General features: G+C 71.6%; 18 protein-coding genes. 7 read left to right on the forward strand and 11 right to left on the reverse strand.

The genetic code is table 11. The annotated features are described in order from the left end of the window. Positions 1-97: 97 nt before the first annotated feature. Positions 98-775, forward strand: a complete 678-nt coding sequence (locus ACFUN8_RS06940) for a pyridoxal 5'-phosphate synthase (RefSeq protein WP_383632592.1) — start codon at positions 98-100, stop codon at positions 773-775. A 40-nt stretch (positions 776-815) separates the two neighbouring features. Here ACFUN8_RS06940 and ACFUN8_RS06945 read toward each other — a convergent pair whose 3' ends face one another. From ACFUN8_RS06945 to ACFUN8_RS06960, 4 genes are read right to left on the reverse strand one after another with little or no spacing between them, the layout of a single operon-like run. After that, positions 816-1,370, reverse strand: coding sequence for a cysteine hydrolase family protein (locus ACFUN8_RS06945; protein ID WP_383632595.1), 555 nt, complete (start codon positions 1,368-1,370; stop codon positions 816-818). Next, the gene (locus tag ACFUN8_RS06950; protein ID WP_383632814.1) at positions 1,367-2,974 is read right to left on the reverse strand and encodes an MFS transporter; all 1,608 of its coding nucleotides are present in this window, start codon (positions 2,972-2,974) and stop codon (positions 1,367-1,369) included. Before ACFUN8_RS06950 ends, ACFUN8_RS06945 begins: the two co-directional genes overlap by 4 nt. An 8-nt stretch (positions 2,975-2,982) precedes the next feature. Beyond that, positions 2,983-3,456, reverse strand: coding sequence for a MarR family winged helix-turn-helix transcriptional regulator (locus tag ACFUN8_RS06955; RefSeq protein WP_383632598.1), 474 nt, complete (start codon positions 3,454-3,456; stop codon positions 2,983-2,985). A gap of 51 nt (positions 3,457-3,507) precedes the next feature. Then, positions 3,508-3,891 (reverse strand): winged helix-turn-helix transcriptional regulator, encoded by a 384-nt coding sequence (locus ACFUN8_RS06960; RefSeq protein ID WP_383632601.1) that lies wholly within the window; start codon positions 3,889-3,891, stop codon positions 3,508-3,510. Between the two features lie 121 nt (positions 3,892-4,012). On the opposite strand from ACFUN8_RS06960, the gene ACFUN8_RS06965 reads away from it, so the two are divergent. Together ACFUN8_RS06965 and ACFUN8_RS06970 are read left to right on the forward strand one after the other, a co-directional pair. Further along, on the forward strand, positions 4,013-4,420 hold the full coding sequence (locus ACFUN8_RS06965; RefSeq protein ID WP_383632604.1) for a RidA family protein: 408 nt from the start codon (positions 4,013-4,015) through the stop codon (positions 4,418-4,420). A 122-nt stretch (positions 4,421-4,542) separates the two neighbouring features. After that, positions 4,543-7,896, forward strand: coding sequence for an ATP-binding protein (locus tag ACFUN8_RS06970; RefSeq protein ID WP_383632607.1), 3,354 nt, complete (start codon positions 4,543-4,545; stop codon positions 7,894-7,896). On the opposite strand, the gene ACFUN8_RS06975 is transcribed toward ACFUN8_RS06970, so the two are convergent. Beyond that, a complete protein-coding gene (locus ACFUN8_RS06975) occupies positions 7,869-8,669 on the reverse strand; it encodes an ABC transporter permease (RefSeq protein WP_383632610.1) in 801 nt (266 codons plus the stop codon). The genes ACFUN8_RS06970 and ACFUN8_RS06975 overlap by 28 nt on opposite strands. After that, complete coding sequence (locus ACFUN8_RS06980; RefSeq protein ID WP_383632613.1) at positions 8,666-9,688, reverse strand: ATP-binding cassette domain-containing protein; 1,023 nt, start codon at positions 9,686-9,688, stop codon at positions 8,666-8,668. The genes ACFUN8_RS06975 and ACFUN8_RS06980 overlap by 4 nt, the downstream gene beginning before the upstream one ends. 149 nt (positions 9,689-9,837) lie before the next feature. Here ACFUN8_RS06980 and ACFUN8_RS06985 point away from each other — a divergent pair, with 149 nt between their 5' ends. After that, complete coding sequence (locus ACFUN8_RS06985; RefSeq protein WP_383632616.1) at positions 9,838-11,079, forward strand: flavin-containing monooxygenase; 1,242 nt, start codon at positions 9,838-9,840, stop codon at positions 11,077-11,079. Positions 11,080-11,098: 19 nt separating this feature from the next. On the opposite strand, the gene ACFUN8_RS06990 is transcribed toward ACFUN8_RS06985, so the two are convergent. Together ACFUN8_RS06990 and ACFUN8_RS06995 are read right to left on the reverse strand one after the other, a co-directional pair. Beyond that, on the reverse strand, positions 11,099-12,475 hold the full coding sequence (locus ACFUN8_RS06990) for an MFS transporter (protein ID WP_383632619.1): 1,377 nt from the start codon (positions 12,473-12,475) through the stop codon (positions 11,099-11,101). Between the two features lie 91 nt (positions 12,476-12,566). Further along, entirely contained in the window at positions 12,567-13,889 is a 1,323-nt protein-coding gene (locus ACFUN8_RS06995) for an MFS transporter (RefSeq protein WP_383632622.1), read from the reverse strand. 89 nt (positions 13,890-13,978) lie between these two features. Here ACFUN8_RS06995 and ACFUN8_RS07000 point away from each other — a divergent pair, with 89 nt between their 5' ends. After that, a complete protein-coding gene (locus ACFUN8_RS07000; RefSeq protein ID WP_383632625.1) occupies positions 13,979-15,088 on the forward strand; it encodes a GlxA family transcriptional regulator in 1,110 nt (369 codons plus the stop codon). Here the strand turns inward: ACFUN8_RS07000 and ACFUN8_RS07005 are convergent. The 3 genes from ACFUN8_RS07005 to ACFUN8_RS07015 all read right to left on the reverse strand — a co-directional run bounded on the left by ACFUN8_RS07005 (position 15,075) and on the right by ACFUN8_RS07015 (position 17,142). After that, positions 15,075-15,647, reverse strand: coding sequence for an ATP-binding protein (locus tag ACFUN8_RS07005; RefSeq protein ID WP_383632628.1), 573 nt, complete (start codon positions 15,645-15,647; stop codon positions 15,075-15,077). The two genes, ACFUN8_RS07000 and ACFUN8_RS07005, sit on opposite strands and share 14 nt — an antisense overlap. 463 nt (positions 15,648-16,110) lie before the next feature. Then, positions 16,111-16,623 (reverse strand): EF-hand domain-containing protein, encoded by a 513-nt coding sequence (locus ACFUN8_RS07010; protein ID WP_383632631.1) that lies wholly within the window; start codon positions 16,621-16,623, stop codon positions 16,111-16,113. A 144-nt stretch (positions 16,624-16,767) separates the two neighbouring features. Beyond that, positions 16,768-17,142, reverse strand: a complete 375-nt coding sequence (locus ACFUN8_RS07015; protein WP_383632634.1) for an STAS domain-containing protein — start codon at positions 17,140-17,142, stop codon at positions 16,768-16,770. A 291-nt stretch (positions 17,143-17,433) separates the two neighbouring features. Here ACFUN8_RS07015 and ACFUN8_RS07020 point away from each other — a divergent pair, with 291 nt between their 5' ends. Next, positions 17,434-18,015, forward strand: a complete 582-nt coding sequence (locus ACFUN8_RS07020; protein ID WP_383632637.1) for a sigma-70 family RNA polymerase sigma factor — start codon at positions 17,434-17,436, stop codon at positions 18,013-18,015. After that, the gene (locus ACFUN8_RS07025; RefSeq protein ID WP_383632640.1) at positions 18,012-19,562 is read left to right on the forward strand and encodes a maleylpyruvate isomerase N-terminal domain-containing protein; all 1,551 of its coding nucleotides are present in this window, start codon (positions 18,012-18,014) and stop codon (positions 19,560-19,562) included. The genes ACFUN8_RS07020 and ACFUN8_RS07025 overlap by 4 nt, the downstream gene beginning before the upstream one ends. Positions 19,563-19,583: the final 21 nt, after the last annotated feature.

Below are 19,583 nucleotides of genomic sequence, written 5' to 3' on the forward strand. Positions count from 1 at the left end.
TGGTCGCACCTTTCCTGTTGGCACCACTTCAAATGTAGTACTACATCCTAAGTGGTTCTGGGTCTTCGGGCGCGGCCCGGCGCGGTTGAATGAGCCCATGAGCGACGCGAGCGACGAGCAGCAGGCATTCCGTGCGGTACTGCGCGATCTGCGGACCTGGGACAACGGGCTGGCCACCTTCGACACCGATGATGTGCCCGACGTACCGCTGGTGTTGTTCCAGCGGTGGTTCGTCGAGGCCGTCAGGGCCGGGCAGGACGAGCCGCACGCCATGGCGCTCGCGACCGTCGACGGGGACGGGCGGCCCGACGTACGCACACTGCTACTGCACGACGCCGACGAGCGCGGCTGGCACTTCGCCTCGCACGCGACCAGCGCGAAGGGCCGCCAACTGGCCGCCCGGCCGTGGGCCGCGCTCGGGTTCTACTGGCCCGCGCAGGGGCGGCAGATCCGGGTGCGGGGTGCGGTGAGTGCCGCCGGGGGCGAGGAGAGCCGGGCCGATCTGGCCGTACGGTCCACCGGGGCACTGGCCTCCGCGCTCACCGGGCGGCAGAGCGAAGTGCTCGGTTCCGCCGAGGAGTTGGCGCGCGCGTCGCAGGCCGCGTGGGAGCGGGCGGAGGCCGAGCCGGACGCGCCCGCGCCGACGTGGAGGCGGTATGTGCTCGACGCCGACGAGGTCGAGTTCTTCCAGGGCGACGCCCGGCGGCGCCATGTCCGGCTGCGTTACCGCCGTACCGACGGCGGCGGCTGGGTGCGTGAGCTGCTCTGGCCGTAGTGCCCTCGTGTTCTGGTGTCCTCGTGCCCTCGTGTCCTCGTCAGCCGAGTTCGGAGATCCACGCGTCGACGGTGGTGACCTCCGCCTGGCGCGGGAAGACCTTCTCGGTCAGTACCCGGTGGACCTCCGCGTCGGCGTCGCCGCAGCCGTCGGACAGGACGGTCAGCCGGAAATCGAGATCGGCGGCCTGGCGGAGGGTGGACAGGACAACGCCGCTGGTGGCGAGGCCGGTCAGGACGAGGCGGTCGATACCGCCGCCGCGCAGGACGAGATCGAGGTCGCTGCCGGCGAAGGCACTGACGCGCTTCTTGGTGACGACGCTCTCGCCGGGGCGCGGCGCGACGTCGGGGTGGATGACGGCGCCGGGGTCGTCGTCGGTGAAGGCACCGTCGGGCAGGGCGCTGAAGACCTGGCTGGACCGGGTCTCGGGGTGGCCGCGGCGGAAGCCGATGACGACGTGCACCACCGGCACGCCCGCTGTCCGGGCGGCGGCGACGGCGCGGGCGAGGCGGGGCGTGTAGTCGGGGTCGAGGTCGGGAACCCGGTCGACGATGCCCTTCTGGACGTCCATCACGAGCAGGGCGGAGTTGGTCATGGCTGGTCCTTCGTCGTTGTGGTGGGTCGGGGGGTGGGGGCGTCGGGGATGGGGGCGTCGGGGATGGGGTTGTCGGGGGTGGGGTTGTCGGGGGTGGGGTTGTCGGGGGTGGGGTTGTCGGGGGTGGGGTTGTCGGGGGTGGGGTTGTCGGGGGTGGGGTTGTCGGGGGTGGGTTCGGTCTTCGCGGGGCCGATACGGCGCAGTGAGCGGTCGGCCACGGTCACCGCGAGGAACAGGACGCTGACGGCGAGCAGGAACCAGGCGAGGTGGTGCAGGCCGCCGGTGTCGACGTGCTCTCCGTAGAAGGCGCCGTTGGCGGCGGAGGCGATGATGGCGCCGAGGTAGCCGAAGGTGCGCAGGAGGCCGGCGGATGAGCCGATGCGGTCGGGGTCGGCCTGGTGGTAGACGGCGTTCTGCAGGGCGAGGCTGTTCAGTCCCTGGGGGACGCCGAGGACGAACACGACGGCCAGCAGCAGCGACACCGGGCTGTCGACGTGCAGGAGGAGCAGCAGGGCGCAGGCGGCGATCTGGCCGGCGGCGCCGACCAGGAGCTTGCCGCGTACGGCCTCGCGGCGTCCGGTGACGGTGGAGACGACGATCGCCGTGGCGAACAGGGGCAGTTGGACCAGACCGGCCTGGGAGGCGGAGAGCCCGTACCCCTCCTCCGTCCACTGCGTGTAGCCGTACAGGAAGCCGTAGGTGACGACGTAGCAGAGCAGGGCCCTGCCGTAGGTGGCGAGGAGCGGCAGATTGCCGCCGAGTACGCGTACGTCGATGAAGGGCTGCCGCGCCCGTAGTTCGCGCCAGGTGAAGCCGGCCGCCGCGGCGACGGCCAGGACCGCCAGGTACCGGTCGCCGCCGCCGGGGTTCATCAGGAACAGCAGCAGGCAGACGAGCGCCACGGAGAACAGGCCCATGCCGGGCAGGTCCAGGTCGCTCACGGGGTGGCGGCCGTCGCGGCGCGTGGGAGCGGCGGGGCTGGTGGCGGGAGTCGCCGGGATACGGCGGGCGCCGAGGTAGAAACCGGCGACGGCCAGCGGGATGTTGACGGCCAGGGTGGCGCGCCAGCCGCCGACGCCGATCAGCAGGCCGCCGAGGCTGGGGCCGATGACGGCGATGGTCTGGGTGGTGACGGCGAGCGCGGTGAGGACGCCGGCCGGGCTGTTCCGCCCGGTGCGCCGGGCCTCGCCACGGATGAGGTACATGGCGGCCGGATAGCCGGCGCAGGTGCCGAAGCCGAGGAGTACGCGGGCCGCGACGAGGACCCCGAGATTGGGGGCGAGCATGCCGACGATCCCGGCGAAGCCGGTCAGTACCGTCCCGATCAGGAACAGACGGCGCGGCCCGAAGAGGTCGATCAGCCGTCCCACGACGGGCTGCCCTATGGCGGTGGCCAGGTAGAGGGCCGAGATCAGCCACGCCGTTTGGGAGGGCGGCGCACCGAGGGCGACACCGATCGGTACCAACGACACGGAGATGATGGAGGAGTTGACCGGGTTGAGGGCCGCCCCCAGCATCATCGGGGCCAGCAGCCGCCGGTCGAAGCCGTCGCCCGGCGCCTTGGCCCCACCGCCGGGGCGCGGTCGGCGCAGCAGGCGGGACACGGCGCCGGTCACGACCGGGTGACTCGTTCCAGCAGGGCCGCCGCCTCGATGACGGTGCGGCGTTCGGCTTCAGTGCAGTTGTCCTCCAGGGCGCGGGTGAGCCAGCCCTCTCCGGCGCGGCGGCGGTCCTCCAGGAAGGCGTGGCCGCTCTCCGTGACGAAGATCAGTTGTCGCCGGCCGTCCTGGGGGTCCGGGCGCCGGGAGACGAGGCCGCGATCCTCCAGTACGCCGATGGTGGCGGCCACCGACTGGTGCCGTACGCGCTCGGCTGCCGCCAGGTCGCTGACCGATGCCTCGCCGTCCTTGTCCAGGCGGCTGAGGACGGAGGTCTGGGAGGGCGTGAGATCGCCGGGGTCGTAGCTCTCGCGCATCCGGCGCCGAAGGCGGCTGAAGACCACGCGCACCTCGCGCGCCGCGCGTACGGCCGATTCGGACACGTCGGTGATGTCGGTGATGTCGGTGACGTCAGCGATCTCTTCCATGTACGCAGGCTAACTTGCGCAGTCCAGACTGCGCAAACATCCCGCCCGCACTCAGCCGGCCTCGAAGCGGTCGCGGGACGACTCGATGTGGCCGATGTACTGGTGGGTCCAGTCGCACATCCGGTGGACCGTCTCCCGCAGGGCCAGGCCCGGTTCGGTGAGGGTGTACTCGACCTTCGGCGGCACGGTGGGGTGGACCTTCCGCTCCGCCAGGCCGTTGCGTTCCAGCATGCGGAGGTTCTGGGTGAGCATCTTGTGGCTGATGCCCTCGACCTCGTTCCGCACCTCGCCGAAGCGCAGCGTGCGCTCCCCCAGCGCGTCGATGATCAACAACGCCCATTTGTTGGCGACGTCCGAGAAGATCTCCCGTGCGAGCGAGTCGGCGCGCGTGAGGTCCGCGTTCTCGGGCGAGCCGCTGAGCTGCTTGGTCACCATGAGGTTCCCCAGTCACTGAAAAGTGCGTTCTTCCATGTCGGCGCACACTCTCCTACGGTTCCTGAGTAACCACAAGAGACCGTATGAGCCCAGACCAGACCGCGAGAGAGCAGGCAGCAGCATGGCCATCACCCTGGTGAACCCCACCGGACTGCCGGAGATCGACGTCTACCACCAGGTGTCGGTCGCGACCGGATCGAGGCTCGTCTTCATCGCCGGGCAGGTCGCCTGGGACGCCGACGGAGCCACGGTCGGCGAGGGGGATCTCGCCGCGCAGGTCGAGCGGTGCTATCTCAACGTCGCCACGGCGCTAGCCGGGGTCGGCGCGTCGTTCGGCGACGTGGCGAAACTGACCGTGTACGTCGTGGACTGGACCCCCGACAAGATGCCCCAGTTCCTGGACGGTGTCGCGCGGGCGTCCGCGAAGCTCGGGGTCACCCCCGTACCGCCGGGCACACTGATCGGCGTCGCGGCGCTGGACGTGCCCGAGCATCTGGTCGAGGTCGAGGCCACGGCGGTCATCGACTGAGCGACGGGCGGAGCGACCGGCTGGGCGACAGGCGGAGTGCCGCGCCCACCGGGCCCGCCCTCACAGCGACGGCCCTCACCGCGCCCACCCCCGCCGAGGACCCCGCTGGGTAACCTGAACGGGTGACCACCGAGCTCCGACTCCTGTCCGAGGTGTCCTACCGGGGCCGGGGGATCACCGGCCCCCGGCTGCACGGCCTCCTCGCGCTCCTCGCCGACGACCTGCGCGCGGGCCGCACCAGCGCGCGCCTGGCCGCCGACCTCTGGCCGGAGGCCGAGGAGCGGCCGGAGCACCCGAGGAAGGCCCTCCAGGTACTCGTCTCCCGCACCCGCGCGCAACTCGGCCCCGACCTCGTCGTCAGCACCCCCACCGGCTACCGGCTCGCGCTCGACGAGCACCAGGTCGACGCCTCCGCCGTACTGCTCAGCGCGGCCGAGAGCGCCCGCCACGCCCGCGCGGGCGACCACATCGCCGCCCTCCACCACGCCGAGGCGGGCCTCGCCCAGTGGGAAGGGCGGCGGGACGCCGGCGCCGTAACAGACCCCCACAGCCCCCTCGAAGACGAGACCGACACCGACGACGCCGAAGACCCCCTGACCGAACTGCGCCGCCGGCGGGCCTCCACCCACCGGTCCCTCCTACGTGCCCGCGCCCTCGCCCTGTCCCGGCTCGGCCGCCGTACCGACGCCGTCGACCCGCTCACCGCCGTCCTGCGCGAACGCCCGCGCGACGAGGAGGTCCTGCTGGAGCTGCTGCGCTGCGAGGCGGCGACCACGGGCCCGGCCCAGGCGCTGGCCACGTACGACACCTACCGCCGCGCCCTGCGCGCGGAGTTTGGCACCGATCCGGGCGCCCCGCTCCAGGCCGCGTACCAGGAACTCCTGCGGAGCCAGGCACCCGTTCAACGGCACGGAGTCGTCCACGACCCCAACGCCCTCATCGGCCGCGACGACGACATCGCCACCGTCACCGAACTGCTCCGCACCTCGCGCGTCACCTCGATCGTCGGCGCGGGCGGCCTGGGCAAGACCCGGCTCGCCCATGCGGTGAGCCGCGCCGCCGAGCAGCGTTCCGTGTACTTCGTCCCGCTCGCCGGAGTCGGCACCGACGGCGACGTCGCGAGTGAGGTCGCCTCCGCCCTCAGCGTCCGCGAGGCGCGCCGCACCACGCGCGCGGGGCTCATCGCACCGGCGGACGTACTCGGCCTGATCGTCGCCGCGCTGGGCCCCGGCCCGGTCCTGCTGGTCCTCGACAACTGCGAGCACGTCGTGCGCGGCACCGCCGAGATGGTGCGGGGTCTGGTGTCCATGACCCGCGATCTGCGCGTACTGACCACCACCCGGGCCCCGTTGGGCCTCTCGTCGGAGTCGGTGTACGGGCTGCCGCAGCTCGATCTCCCCACGTCCGTCGAGCTGTTCGAGCGACGTGCGCGCGCCGCGCGTCCGGACGTCGAGCTGGCACCGGACGCCGTGGCGGAGGTGTGCCGCCAACTCGACGGACTGCCCCTGGCCGTGGAACTCGCCGCCGCCCGCGTACGCGTCATGTCCGTCCCCGCCATCGCCCGCCGCCTGGGCGACCGCTTCACCCTGCTGCGCGGCGGCGCGCGTGACGCACCGGCCCGCCACCGCACCCTGCGGGCGGTCGTGGAGTGGAGCTGGAACCTGCTGGATCCGGCGGGCCAGGCCGCGTTGCGCGCCCTGTCCGTCTTCCCGGGCGGCTTCACCGAGGAGGCGGCGCAGGCACTGCTCGGCCGACGCCCGGACGCGGAGAGCACGGAGGTCACGGAGGTCACGGAGGTCACGGACGGCGACGACGCGGAGGACACGCTGCGGGTCCTGGAGGACCTGGTCGACCAGTCGCTGCTCAGAGTGGTCGACGCCCGGTCGGGCGCGCGCTTCCACATGCTGGAGACGGTGCGGGAGTTCGGTACGGCACGCCTGGAGACGGCAGGCGAGACCACGCGCGTGACGGCCGCCTTCCTCGCCTGGGCGCGCGACTTCGGTACGGCGCACCACGGCCCGCTCCTCGGCGCCGCACCCATCGCGTCCGGGGAGCTGATCAAGGCCGAGCAGGACAATCTCCTGCGGGCACTGCGGCTGGGGCTCGCCCGGGGGGACGGTGCGACCGTGGCGGCCACGACCGCCGTTCTCGGCGGCGTCTGGCTGGTCGAGTCCGCGTACGCGCGGATGGCGGCCCTCACCGACGAGACCGCCTGGACGCTGTCGCACCACCGGCCGGAACCCGAGGCCGTCGAGGTCACCAGGACGGCGCTCACGGTGTGTGTCGCGTATGCCGTCGTCACCCAGGGGCTGCACGCCTCGCGTGCCCTGGTCGCCCTGCGCCGGCTGCCGACTGCCCCTCCCGACACGCTGATACGGGCCACGTCCGTCGTCCTGGCCGCCGTACCGGGAACGCCGGGGACGGACGGCGGCGACAACCCACTGCTGACCGCCGTGACAAGCGCCTTCGACAGCTTCGCCCGCGAGTCCGAGGGAGATGTGGAGGGCGCGCTGGCCGCCTCCGTACGCATGCTCGAAGCGGCAGACGCCGTCACGGTCCCCTGGATCTGGATCATCGCCCACGCGCGCGTCGGTGAACTGTCCGCGCGCTCCGGGCGGATCGAACGGGAGCGGAGCCACTACGAGGCGATGCTGCCGGTGCTCGAAGGGCTCCGTGCCTGGCCGGACGTGGTGGGAGTCCACGCGGCGCTGGCGCTCATCGGTCTTCAGCTCGGTGCTGTCGACGACGCCGAGCGCCAGTTGGACCTCGCGACGAGCCGTCCGGCGGACGACGAGGCCGCGATGACGTTCGGTCTCGGGACGGACGCGGAGTCCGGCCACGCCTTCGATCATGCGGTACGGGGTGAGATCGCCCTCGCGCGTGGGCAGATCGAGACCGGGCTGGGCCTGTGGCGTACGGCCGTGGAACAGGTGACACAACCCAGCGACAGGAACCTGATCGCCGAACACAGCCTGGATCTCTGGGCCGTTGAGATCGGTACGGCCGCCGTGCTGGCGCACGCCCGGTACGGCCGGCTGGATCTCGTCGCGGACGCCACCGGTGAACTGCGGCACTCACTGACGAAGGCGCTCACCTCCCCGCTCGTCAGTTCACCGATGTCGATGCTGGAACTCCCCGCCTGCGGGGCCCTGTTGCTGGCGCTGGCCACGGTCGACCTCGCGGCTGTGGACGGCACCACCGACGGCGACGACGGAGGAACAGCCCTACGACGGTCGGCGGCCCGGCTGATCGCTCTCGCCGAGCGCTTCCGCCTCCTCCGGAACTTCCAGCCGACCATGTCCCCCGCCCGCGCCCGCCGCACCGCCGAACGGGCCGACGCGACGGAGTACGCGCGGGCGGCGGCTGAGTACGCCGCCCTGCCCCACGAAGACCTCCGCGCGGCGGCCCTTGGGGCGCTACGGCAGCGGGACGAGAGCGTGCGCCCCACTCAACGGGCGGCAGGGTCGCGGTTGTAGAGCTTTCGGGCCCAGAGGTAGGCGAGGAGGGCGATGCCGGTGCTCCAGGCGGCGGTGAGGGCGGCGTTGTTGCCGATGGCGGTTCCGGTGAGGAGTCCTCGGAGGGTTTCCATGACGGGGGTGAAGGGCTGGTACTCGGCGAACCAGCGCAGCCCGGTGGGCATGGAGTCGGTGGGGACGAACCCGCTGCCGAGGAACGGCAGCAGCGTCAGCGGCATGGGCAGGTTGCTGGCACTCTCGACGGTCTTGCTGACCAGGCCGAGAGCGACCGACAGCCAGATGACCGCGAAGGCGATCATCGCGATGATCCCGAGGGCGGCAAGCCACTCCACCGGCGTCGCGTCGGTCCTGAACCCGACAACAAGCGCCACGGCCACCACGATCACCGTCGCGATCATGGTCTGTATGAGACTCCCGACGACGTGTCCGGTCAGGACGGCGCCGCGGGAGATCGACATCGTACGGAAGCGGGAGATGATGCCCTCGGTCATGTCCATCGCGACGGAGATCGCCGTTCCCTGGGCGACGGCGGCCACCGTCATGAGCAGGATCCCGGGCATCACGTAGACGATGTACTCCCCGCGCCCACCCGACCCGCCGGTGGGGTCGAGTCCGGCGCCGATGGCGCCGCCGAAGACGTGCACGAACAGCAGCAGGAACACCACCGGCATCCCCGCCAGCAGCACCGTCATCGACGGATAGCGCAGCATGTGCCGCAGATTGCGCCGCAGCATCGTCGCCGAATCAGCCAGGGTGTGGTTGAGGGAACTCATCGGGTCACAGCCTTCCCGGTCACAGGAGCGGTACGGACGGACCTGGGCTGCCCGGTCAGCGCGAGGAACACATCGTCCAGATCCGGCGTGTGGACCGACAGTTCCTCCGCCTCGACACCGTGCGCGTCCAGCAGGTCCAGCAGGGCCCGCAGGGAACGCACCCGCCCGTCGCTCGGCACCTGCAGGGTCAGCGCCTCGTCGTCACGCGGAAGGCCGTCCAGCATGCCGGACAACGCCCGGGCCGCGGCCTCGTACGCGGTGGTGTCGGTGAACCGCAACTGGACGTGCCCGCCGGGGACCAGGCGTTTCAGCTCCCCCGGGGTGCCCTCCGCGACGAGGCGCCCGTGGTCGAGCACCGCGATCCGGTCCGCGAGCTGGTCCGCCTCCTCCAGGTACTGGGTCGTGAGGAAGATCGTCACCCCCTGGTCGGTGACCAGCCCCCGGATGATCTCCCACATCGTGCGCCGGCTCCGCGGATCCAGACCCGTCGTCGGCTCGTCCAGGAAGATCAGACGCGGGTCACCCACCAGCGTCATCGCCAGATCCAGCCGCCGCCGCATCCCGCCCGAATACGCCGACACCAGCGTGTCCCCGGCGTCGGCCAGATCGAACCGCTCCAGCAGCTCCTCCGTACGCGCCCGGCCCGCCACACGCCCCAGATGCCGCAGATCCCCCATCAGATTCAGATTCTCCCGGCCGCTCAACAACCCGTCCACCGCCGAGAACTGACCCGTCACCCCGATCACCGACCGCACACCCTCCGGATCCCGCCCCAGATCATGACCCCCCACCCGCACCCGCCCACCATCACAACCGATCAACGTCGACAGAACCTGCACCACCGTCGTCTTCCCCGCACCATTAGGACCCAGCAACGCAAACACCGAACCCTCCCCCACCTCCAGATCAACCCCATCAAGAACAACCTTCTCGCCATACGACTTACGAAGCCCGACGGCAGTGATGGCAGGCGTCGGCGCTGTGGCCGTTGTGAGTTTCTCTGTCAGTTCCTCTGTCATGGGAGCAGCGTGCGGGCCGTCGGATTCACGCCGCTTTCACCGCGGTTTCAGCCGCCGCGCGCAGAACTTACCCGGACGTAACCGATTCGCAATCGATTCCCATCTTGACCGAGACCCAACAAGTGCCCGCTCGATTACGCTCAGCTCTCATGCCCAGCGACATCGACCTCACCAACGACCGCCCCGTGTACGTCATCGGAGGCGGCCCAGGCGGTCTCGCCGTCGCCGCCGCGCTGCGCGCGCAGGGCGTGCGAGCCGTCGTACTGGAGAAGTCCGAGGCCGTCGGGGCTTCCTGGCGCGGCCACTACGACCGGCTCCATCTGCACACCACCCGCAAGCTGTCCGCGCTGCCGGGGCTGCCGATACCGCGGTCCTTCGGGCGCTGGGTCTCGCGTGCGCACATGGTCCGCTATCTGGAGAAGTACGCGGAGTTCCACGGCCTGGAGATCGTCACCCGCGTCGAGGTCACGGGCATCGAGCGTTCGGCGGACGGCGAGAGCTGGCTGCTGCACGGCACCGGTGGGCGGGAGTTGACGGGGAGCGCCGTCGTCGTCGCGACCGGCTACAACCACACGCCGAGGCTGCCGTCCTGGCCGGGCGCGGAGTCGTACGGCGGTGAACTGCTGCACGCGGGCGCGTACCGCAACCCCGGTCCGTACGAGGGCAAGGACGTCCTGGTCGTCGGCGCCGGCAACACGGGCGCCGAGATCGCGGTCGACCTGGTGGAGGGCGGCGCGGCGCGGGTGCGCCTCGCGATCCGTACCGTCCCGCACATCGTGCGCCGCTCCACCGCGGGCTGGTCGGCGCAGCGCACCGGCATTCTGGTCCGGCGGCTGCCGACGCGGCTGGTCGACCGGGCCGGCGACATCATGTGCAAGATCGCGATGCCCGACCTCACGGCCAAGGGCCTGCCGCGCCCCGACACCGGGATGTACTCGCGGGTGCGCGAGGGCGCGATCCCGGTGCAGGACGTGGGGTTGATCGCGGCGGTGCGCAAGGGCAAGGTCGAGCCGGTGGCGGCGGTCGAGTCGTTCGACGACAACAAGGTGGTGCTGGCGGACGGTTCGCGGATCTCGCCCGACGTGGTGATCGCCGCGACCGGCTACAGCCGGTCCCTGGAGGGCCTGTTGGGCCACCTCGACGTACTGGACGAGCGGGGGTGCCCGGTGGTGCGCGGCGGGCGGACGTCCGAGCGGGCGCCGGGGCTGTACTTCACGGGTTTCACGAATCCGATCAGCGGGATGCTGCGTGAGCTGGCGATGGACGCGGAGCGGATTGCGAAGGCGGTCAAGTCGCAGACGCTCAAGTCGCAAGCGGTCAAGGCGAAGGCACAGCAGGCCAAGGCGAAGACGCGGAAGGCCAAGCCGCACAAGACCAAGGCGCTCAAGTAGTCGCCGAAGTCGTCTTCTTTCAGGTCACGTTGATCGCATCCACCGCATCCGCCGGGCCGGCCTTGGTACGGCTCCGGATCAGCAGAGCCATCAGCGCCGCCGCGCACAGCGCGCCCGAGGCGTACCAGACCGCGTTGTACGAGCCGGTGAGGTCCCGCACCAGGCCGCCCGCGAACGCGACGACCCCGGCGCCGATCTGGTGCGAGGCGAGCACCCAGCCGAAGACGATGGCGCTGTCGGCGCCGTAGTACTCGCGGCACAGGGCGATCGTCGGCGGGACGGTCGCGACCCAGTCGAGGCCGTAGAAGACGATGAAGAACAGCATCGGCGGCCGGACGTCCGCACCGCCCTGCACGAGCAGCATCGGCAGGAAGAGCAGCGAGACGCCGCGCAGCGCGTAGTAGACGGCGAGCAGCCGGCGCGCGTCGAAGCGGTCGGTGAGCCAGCCCGAGGCGATCGTGCCGATGATGTCGAAGACACCGATCACGGCGAGGAGTGAGGCGGCGGCTGTGATCTGCATGCCGTGGTCGTGCGCGGCGGGGATGAAGTGGGTCTTGATCAGGCCGTTCGTGGAGGCGCCGCAGATCGCGAAGGTTCCGGCGAGCAGCCAGAAGGGGCCGGTGCGGGCGGCCTCGAACAGGACGGTGACCGCTCGCCGCGCGGCGCCGGTGACCGGCGGCGGCTTGGGCTTGAACTCCTCGGAGCCGTACGCGGGCAGCCCCACGTCCGCCGGGTGGTCGCGCAGCAGCAGCCAGACGAACGGGACGACGACGAGCGCGGACATCGCGACGGTGATGGAGGCGGGGCGCCAGCCGTGGTTCGCCACGAGCCAGGAGAGCAGCGGCAGGAACACCAACTGCCCCGACGCGCCCGCCGCGGTGAGGATGCCGGTGACGAGCCCGCGCCGGGCGACGAACCAGCGGTCGGTGACGGTGGCGGCGAAGGCCAGGGCCATCGAGCCGGTGCCGAGACCGACGAGGACGCCCCAGTAGAGGACCATCTGCCAGGCCGCGGTCATGACGACGGTGAGCGCGGAACCGGTGGCGATCACGGTCAGCGCGACGGCGACGACCCGGCGTATCCCGAACCGGTCCATGAGCGCGGCGGCGAACGGCGCGGTGAGCCCGTACAGCGCGAGATTGACCGAGACGGCGAACCCGATCTCGCCGCGTGACCAGTCGAACTCCTTGTTCAGCGGCTCGATGAGCAGTCCGGGCAGCGAGGCGAAGGCGGCGGCACCGATGATCGTCACGAAGGTGACGGCGGCGACGAACCAGGCCCGGTGGATACGGGGACGGCGGCGCGGGGTGGGAGCGGGGGCGGGGGCGGAGTCGGGGGTCGGGGCTTTCGCGGGACCGGCGGGAGTCTCGGCTGTCTGTGTCACGTCAAGAAGCATCGAGGGCGGGAGCACGGCGTACGAGTGGCCCGAAGGACAGCGGTCACTAGGATCGGGCCATCGGCGGCAGCCGGGGAGGCAGTGCGCCCACTCACCGGGTCTGCTCGGTGGCCGCTTCGCCCTCAGTCGCCGCACGGGCCGCCGTCCCACTCAACCCATCAGGCCCGTCCGGAGCTTGCGGACGGACCACCCGTCTCAACTCCCGTATCGGCCGCGCCGCGAACAGCGCCCCGCACACCAGCACGTTCACCACCGCCCCGCCCACCAGCACCTCGCGCATCCCGATCGCCTCCACCGCCGGACCCGCCAGCGCGCGGCCGACGGCGAGCATGATCAGGGAGCCGGCCACGTCGTACGCGTGCAGCCGGTTCAGCGCCTCCGGCGGGATCATCGTCTGGACCGTCGTGGACCACATGACCAGCCAGAACGCCAGGGCCACCCCGCCCGCGAAGAATCCGGCGGCGAGCACCGCCAGCGGGACGTCGTACGCCAGCACCAGCAGGTTCACCGCGACCGCGAACAGCGCGATCGTCCCCGCGAACAGGGGTCTGGCCGGGCGCAGTCGCAGCGCCAGCAGTCCGCCCGCCACGCTGCCCGCCCCCTGGACGGTCATCATCAGACCGAACATGGCCGAGCTGTGCCGCTCGGTGACCACGACCGCCTCCAGCGGGACCATCGGCCCGAGGACGGTGACGCCGTACACCGACCAGACCGCGATCACGCCCCACAGCCAGGACCGGGCCCGGAACTCGCGCCAGCCGCCGACCAGTTCGGTGAGCATCGAGTCGCCGCGCACCGGCCTCATGGTCGCCATCCGGACCAGGAACAGACAGATCCCGCTGATGCCGAACGTCGCCGCGTTGACCGCGAAGATCGTGCCGGGCCCGCCGAACCCGGCCAGCGCGCCCGCCGCCGCCGGACCCGCCATCGTCGCCAGGGACTCGGCGACCCGCAGCACCGCGTTGCCGCGCTGCACGTCGGGCGAGAGCACGGGCAGCATGCTGGCCACACCGGGCTGGAAGAGCGCGGCGCCGAGCCCGTTGAGGGCGCTCAGCGCGTACACGAGCCAGAGCGGCGGCGCTCCCCCGGCGAAAACGACCGCGAGGCCCACCGTGCCGAACAGCCGCATCACATCGGCGAGGACCATCATCCGGCGCGGGGTGAACCGGTCGGCCAGCACACCGCCGAAGAGCACGAACCCGGCGAAGCAGATCATCCACGCGCCGAGCGCGAAGCTGACGGACGAGGCGCCGTGTCCCGCGTCGAGCAGCCCGGCGGCGAGCGCGACGGGCACCATGCCGTCGCCGAAGCGGGCGACGGTCCTGGCAAGGAAGAAGAGGCGGAAGTTACGGTTCCAGAGAGGGGTCCCGGCCGGGGCGGGAATGTCGGGGTCCGTCGAACGCTTGGCAGTCACAGAGTCGACAGATATCAAGGACTGGTCTGGACCACCAGGGGTTTCCGTATGACGGACAGCACGGAACCCCCGCGACGGAGAGCGGGACGATGCCGGAGACACCGGGGACGAGGTCAGTGGGCAGCGCCGGACAGCCGCCGCGCCACCGCGTCGTGGTGCTCGCGCTCGACGGGGTCCTCCCGTTCGAACTGGGCATCCCCCAGCGGATCTTCGGCCGCGCCAAGAGCCCCGAGGGTGCCCCGCTGTACGACGTGATCACCTGCTCGATCCGCCCGCCGGGCCCGGTCCGTACGGACGCGGACTTCGACATCCTCGTGGAGAACGGCCCCGAAGCTCTCGCCACCGCCGACACGGTGCTGATCCCCGCCTCGTACGAACTCGGCCCGGTCTACGAGGAGGGCAGGCTCACCGACGAACTCGCCGCCGCCCTCGGCCGGCTGCGCCCCGGCGTCCGGCTGGTCTCCATCTGCACGGGCGGGTATGTGCTCGCCGCCGCCGGATTCCTCGACGGCCGGCCCGCCTCCACCCACTGGTCGTCGGCCGCGCACTTCCAGCGGACCTTCCCCCGGATCAAGGTCGACGCGGACGTGCTCTTCATCGACGACGGCGACGTCCTGACCTCGGCCGGGGTCGCCGCCGGGATCGATCTCTGTCTGCACATCGTGCGCCGCGACCACGGCACGGCGATCGCCAACGACGTCGCGCGGCGTACGGTCGTCCCGCCGCACCGGGACGGCGGCCAGGCCCAGTACATCCAACGTCCCGTCCCCGATGCCCAGTTGGCGACCACCACCACGGCCAGAGCCTGGGCGCTCGCCCGACTGCACGAGCCGATCCAGCTGCGGGACATGGCGGAACAGGAGTCGATGTCCGTACGGACGTTCACGCGCCGCTTCCGCGAGGAGGCCGGGATCAGCCCCGGACAGTGGCTGGTCCAGCAGCGGGTCGAGCGGGCCCGCCATCTGCTGGAGGCGACGGATCTCTCCGTCGACCAGATCGCGCACAACGCGGGGTTCGGTACGGCGCAGTCCATGCGCCAGCATCTTCAGGCGGCGCTCGGTGTCTCGCCGACGGTCTACCGGCGTACGTTCCGTCCGGTCCCCGGGCAGCGGACTCCCCCGGCCGAGCCGTCCGCCGACGTGGCGACGGCGACAGGCACCGCGCTCAGGGCTGCGGCCACCGCGCTCAGGACTGCGTGACGGCCTTCGACGGCTCCTCCGCCACCACCCCGGCACCGGCACCGGCCCCCGCCGCGGCGGGCCCCGCCGACCCCGACAGGTCGACCGCGTACCGTCCGAGCCCGCCGTACCGCACCGGCGCCGGTGTCGGCGGTACGTACTCCGCGCCCTCGCCCGGCTCGCTCCGGTCCACCTCGCACCAGATCCGCTTGCCCGAGCCCTCCGGCTGCCAGCCCCACCGGTCGGCGAGCCCGTCGACCAGCTCCAGGCCACGCCCGTTGGTGTCCTCGCCCTGCGCGTGACGCGGACAGGGCGGTCGCGCGCTGGTGTCGGCGACCTCGACCCGTACGGTCCCGGCCTCGGCGGCCCCCGAACCGAACAGCATCCGCAGCACGGCCGGACAGCCGGTGTGCACAACGGCGTTGGTGACGAGCTCCGAGATCAGCAGGATCAGCGTCTCCGCCAACGGCTCGTCGTCGTTCATTCCGGAGCCGATGAGCCGCGACCGCGCCCATCGCCGGGCCCGCCCGACCTCCGCCGGATCAGCCCCGACCTCCAACTGCATCTGAAGAACCTGCACCGCTCACACCATCCGAACCGGCGGGCACATCGCCTCGCGCCTCGACAAGGTCCACGACAAGGTCACAGAACGTGATTCCCTTGCGGGACAGCATGGTTGACGTACAGTCACCGCAACAAGCGCTTCGGGCATATTCCAACGCGAAGGAGTACGCGTGAGGGATACTGTGCGACGCGCTCTGCGGGGAGTCGAACAAGGACGCGTCCGGCGCCTTCGAACGGTGCTACTGGCAGGCATTCCCCGGTCCGGCGTCGCCGTACTGGCCACACCGGATCCGTCGCGCCTCACTACCACTCGCACCCGACGGAGCGTACCGGAGCCCGCCGCCGACTCCGGCCCGTGACGGGTCTCCCGTAGGACACAACCCGGTATCGACATGCGCGAGGGGCCTTTCCGTCACGCACGGTCACGCTCTCCGGACGGCTCCGGTACGGCACGCTCTCCGCCTCGTACCGCTCCCGGTTTACGGCTCCGGCGTCACGTAGTACGCGGCGAACGCCGTCAGGATCTCCTCCTCGGTGATCCGGCCGTCACCGTCCCCGTCCAGCCCCCGGGCCGCTTGCGTCGCCACGGCCGGCTCCGTGCCCAGCACGACCAGCACCCGCTCGGCCGCCGCGGGCGTCACGCCGTCGCCGTCCTCGTCCGCGATGGCGATCACCGCGTGCAGGAAGGGACGGGCGATCTCGGCGAAGCGCTTGGGGCTGTCGCGCAGCCTCTTCGCGGCGCCGGTGATGAATTCCTGGCGGGTGACCCGCTGGTCACCGTCGACGTCCGCGATGCCCGCCATGCCCTGCCAGAAGGCCTCGGCCCCGCTGTAGAGGGCCTGCCCCTTGTCGGATCGTGCGGTGACGCCGAACTCCGCGAGCAGTGCCGCTGCCGCTCCGCTGAAGTCCTCGCGGTCGATGTAGCCGTTGCCGTCCTGGTCGAAGGCGGCGAATCGGGAGGCGATCTTGCCCTCGTACTCTGCGCTGTCCATGACTGGGAGCGTACGACGCCGGGGCCCTGCCATGTGAAGGCTTCGGGTCTGTCCGACGGACACGGCCCGGCGGGACCGCCACGGTCCACCCCGGCGCGGCACGACCGGCGCATCCCGGCGCAGACCCGCACAACCCGGCGCGACTCAGGCCGAGAGGGGCTGCGCCTCCTCGTCGACGGCGTCGGAGACGTCCGAGTAGACCTCGAACAGACGGCGCACACCGAGAGCCGCGAGGACGCGGTTGACGTGCGAGCCCTCCTCCGCGCCGTGGGCGGGCAGGATGAGATGCAGTTGGCCCTGGCAGGAGCGCATCAACTTGCGGGAGGCGATCAGCACGCCGACACCGCTGGAGTCGCAGAAGAACACCTCGGACAGGTCGAGCACCAGCTCACGGCGGCCGGCGGCGACCGCGTCGTGCACATGCTGGCGGACCTCGGGCGACGTCATGAGATCCAGTTCTCCGGTGATGCGCAGCACGGTCCACAGACCGTGCTCGTCCTTGTCCACCTTGAGCGTCACGCCTGGACCTTCCCTCGAACCGACCCGGAGACCCGTTAGCGGAGTTCCGGATTCCGGACCTTCACCGGGGATCATCCTTCTTCCTCGGCGGCTGCCCTCCTGGTCTCTCATGAAACACAACGGTCATGAACCGGGGAAATTCCTTATCAGCTCGGACGGCCCCCGGGGGCGCACTTGACGCAAAGGGGCGCACTTCATTGACACTGGCCAGTACATTCGAAACGGCGGGGTCAGGCACGGAGCACCGGTAGCAGGGTCGGGTCACGGAGCAGTCACAGGGCTGGGGGTCTCATGGCAAAGGACACACCGCCCCGCTGGGACCGCAGGATGCAGCAGCGGCTCTCGCGGGGCGAGGCCGCGGCGCTCGGCGAGTTGTACGACCGCTTCGCCTCGCTCGTGCACAGCCTCGCGCACCGGGTGCTCGACGACAGCGAGGCCGCCGACCGGATAACCCGCGAGGTCTTCGGCTACGTGTGGGAGAACCCGGACGTCTTCGACCCCAAGCAGGGCTCGATGCGGTCCTGGATCGCCAAGCTCGCCCGTGTCCAGGCCGTGAACCGGCTGCGGCAGCTGGAGACGGCCGCCCGTCAGGCCAGCGGCGAGGGCAGCGCGGAGGAGCTGGAGCAGAAGATCCGCGAGGCGTCCGCCGCCGCACGCGCCGACTACATCGTCACCTCCATGCCCGCGCCCCTGCGCGCCGCGCTGGACCTGGCGTACTTCCAGCGCCGTGACTACCGGCAGACCGCCGCCGACCTCGGGGTCACCGAGGACGAGGCGCGGCGCCGGCTCCGGCTCGGCCTGCAGCTTCTCTCGTCGGCGAACACCCGGCCCCTGGAGGGCTCCTCGCCGCCCGGACACGGACGGTCGCTGTGACCGGGCCGTTCGACGGCGGCCGGAACGGCGGCCGTCGCGACCCGGACGAGCCTGACGGGGTGCGCGGTGTGCCGCGCATACCCGGCCAGCGCGCCCCCGCGGACGACCTTGAGCCGCCCGCGGCGGACGTACTGCGCCGGGCCCTCGAAGGTGCCGCGCGCGCCGCGCAGGCGGCGGAGGAGAGCCGCGAACGGGAAGTGCGGGATGAGCCGGATGACACAGATGAGCCGCACGACGCAGCTGGGCAGGACGGGGCCGACGAGGAAGCGGGACCGGGGGCGGGCAGCGTCACGGGGCGCGTCGCGGACGGAGCTGCCGCCGACGTTACCGAGGACACCACCGACAGCGTTACGGACGCGGCCCTCGCCGCGCCGCGCGAGCCGGCCCACCCGCCCGATCCGGCCGGGGAACAGCGCGTGACGCCACTCACCCCGGAGCCCGCCGGGCCGCCGCCCTCGCACTCCGTACTGAAGTCCCTGCTCGGTGCCTGGGCGCTGGCCGCGTGCTCGCCCGAGGAGACGACCCACGTCGAGAACCACCTCACCGAGTGCGCGCCGTGCGCCGACGAGGCCCTCAAACTGCGGGACGCCGTCGGCCTGTTGCAGGCCGACCGCAATCTGGATCTCCCGCCGCTGCTCCGCTCCCGCGTGCTGGAGAACTGCCTCGACCGCCGGGCCGCCCGTATCCCGGTGCCGGTGTGGGCCACCCCGTACGACGCCGAGACCGCCCGGCTCGACGCGCTGCTGCGCGACTTCGGCGACGCGGAGTGGCACGCGCCGCTCCAGCTCAAGTGGTTCGAGAAGGAGGAGCCCACCGCGCGCAGGGCAACGGTCGCGGCCGTCATCGGGCATCTCATGACCGTGGACGGACTGGTGGCCTCCGCCCTGGGGCTCGACGATCCGCTGGGCACGGCGGCGCCGCTGTCGCCGACCGACCGGACCGAGGCGTTCTGGCGTACGGCGCAGCCGCCGCCCACCCGCACGATCCACGAGCCGTGGCGCGACCAGAGCCACACGCTGATCAGAACGGTGTCGTTCGCGGGTCGTGGCGTGGCCGAACTCTCCGTCTCGTACGGCGAGTTCGCCCTGCCGTTGCGCGACGCGCTGATCGACCGGGCCTTCGAGTGCTGGATCCACGGCTGGGACATCGCGGAGGCGGTGGACTACCCGTATCCGGCGCCGAGCGGTCCGCATCTGCGCGTGATGATCGATCTGGCCGCGCAGTTGATCCCGTCCACCCTCGCGGCCCGCCGCCGCGCGGGCCTGGCCTCGCCCGCGCGTCATCTGGTCGTGCCCGGTTCGCCGGGCCGGTCGCTGCACCTGGAGGTCGAGGGCGCGGGCGGCGGCGACTGGTACATCGCGCTGGACTCACCGGCCGCGGTCGGCACGGCCGAGCGCTCGGTGGCCCAAGTGGCGCTGGACGACGTCGAGTTCTGCCAGTTGGTGGCGGGGCACATCTCACCGGAGGAGGCGGCCGCCGGTCAGGACGGCGACCGCGACGCGATCCGGGACGTGCTGTTCGCGGCGGCTTCGCTGAGCAGGCTGTAGCGGGCCGTCCGCACATGCCGT

This window comes from Streptomyces sp. NPDC057307, assembly GCF_042667665.1.
Classification (GTDB): domain Bacteria; phylum Actinomycetota; class Actinomycetes; order Streptomycetales; family Streptomycetaceae; genus Streptomyces.

What these genes read in the sequence shown, in the direction of transcription:
- ACFUN8_RS07000 (WP_383632625.1), top strand. Translation starts at nt 13,979, where the DNA reads ATGCCGGAGACACCGGGGACGAGGTCAGTGGGCAGCGCCGGACAGCCG.
- ACFUN8_RS07010 (WP_383632631.1), bottom strand. Translation starts at nt 16,623, where the DNA reads ATGGACAGCGCAGAGTACGAGGGCAAGATCGCCTCCCGATTCGCCGCC.
- ACFUN8_RS06985 (WP_383632616.1), top strand. Translation starts at nt 9,838, where the DNA reads ATGCCCAGCGACATCGACCTCACCAACGACCGCCCCGTGTACGTCATC.
- ACFUN8_RS06990 (WP_383632619.1), bottom strand. Translation starts at nt 12,475, where the DNA reads ATGCTTCTTGACGTGACACAGACAGCCGAGACTCCCGCCGGTCCCGCG.
- ACFUN8_RS06955 (WP_383632598.1), bottom strand. Translation starts at nt 3,456, where the DNA reads ATGGAAGAGATCGCTGACGTCACCGACATCACCGACATCACCGACGTG.
- ACFUN8_RS06960 (WP_383632601.1), bottom strand. Translation starts at nt 3,891, where the DNA reads ATGGTGACCAAGCAGCTCAGCGGCTCGCCCGAGAACGCGGACCTCACG.
- ACFUN8_RS06940 (WP_383632592.1), top strand. Translation starts at nt 98, where the DNA reads ATGAGCGACGCGAGCGACGAGCAGCAGGCATTCCGTGCGGTACTGCGC.
- ACFUN8_RS06965 (WP_383632604.1), top strand. Translation starts at nt 4,013, where the DNA reads ATGGCCATCACCCTGGTGAACCCCACCGGACTGCCGGAGATCGACGTC.
- ACFUN8_RS06945 (WP_383632595.1), bottom strand. Translation starts at nt 1,370, where the DNA reads ATGACCAACTCCGCCCTGCTCGTGATGGACGTCCAGAAGGGCATCGTC.
- ACFUN8_RS06975 (WP_383632610.1), bottom strand. Translation starts at nt 8,669, where the DNA reads ATGAGTTCCCTCAACCACACCCTGGCTGATTCGGCGACGATGCTGCGG.
- ACFUN8_RS07020 (WP_383632637.1), top strand. Translation starts at nt 17,434, where the DNA reads ATGGCAAAGGACACACCGCCCCGCTGGGACCGCAGGATGCAGCAGCGG.
- ACFUN8_RS06980 (WP_383632613.1), bottom strand. Translation starts at nt 9,688, where the DNA reads ATGACAGAGGAACTGACAGAGAAACTCACAACGGCCACAGCGCCGACG.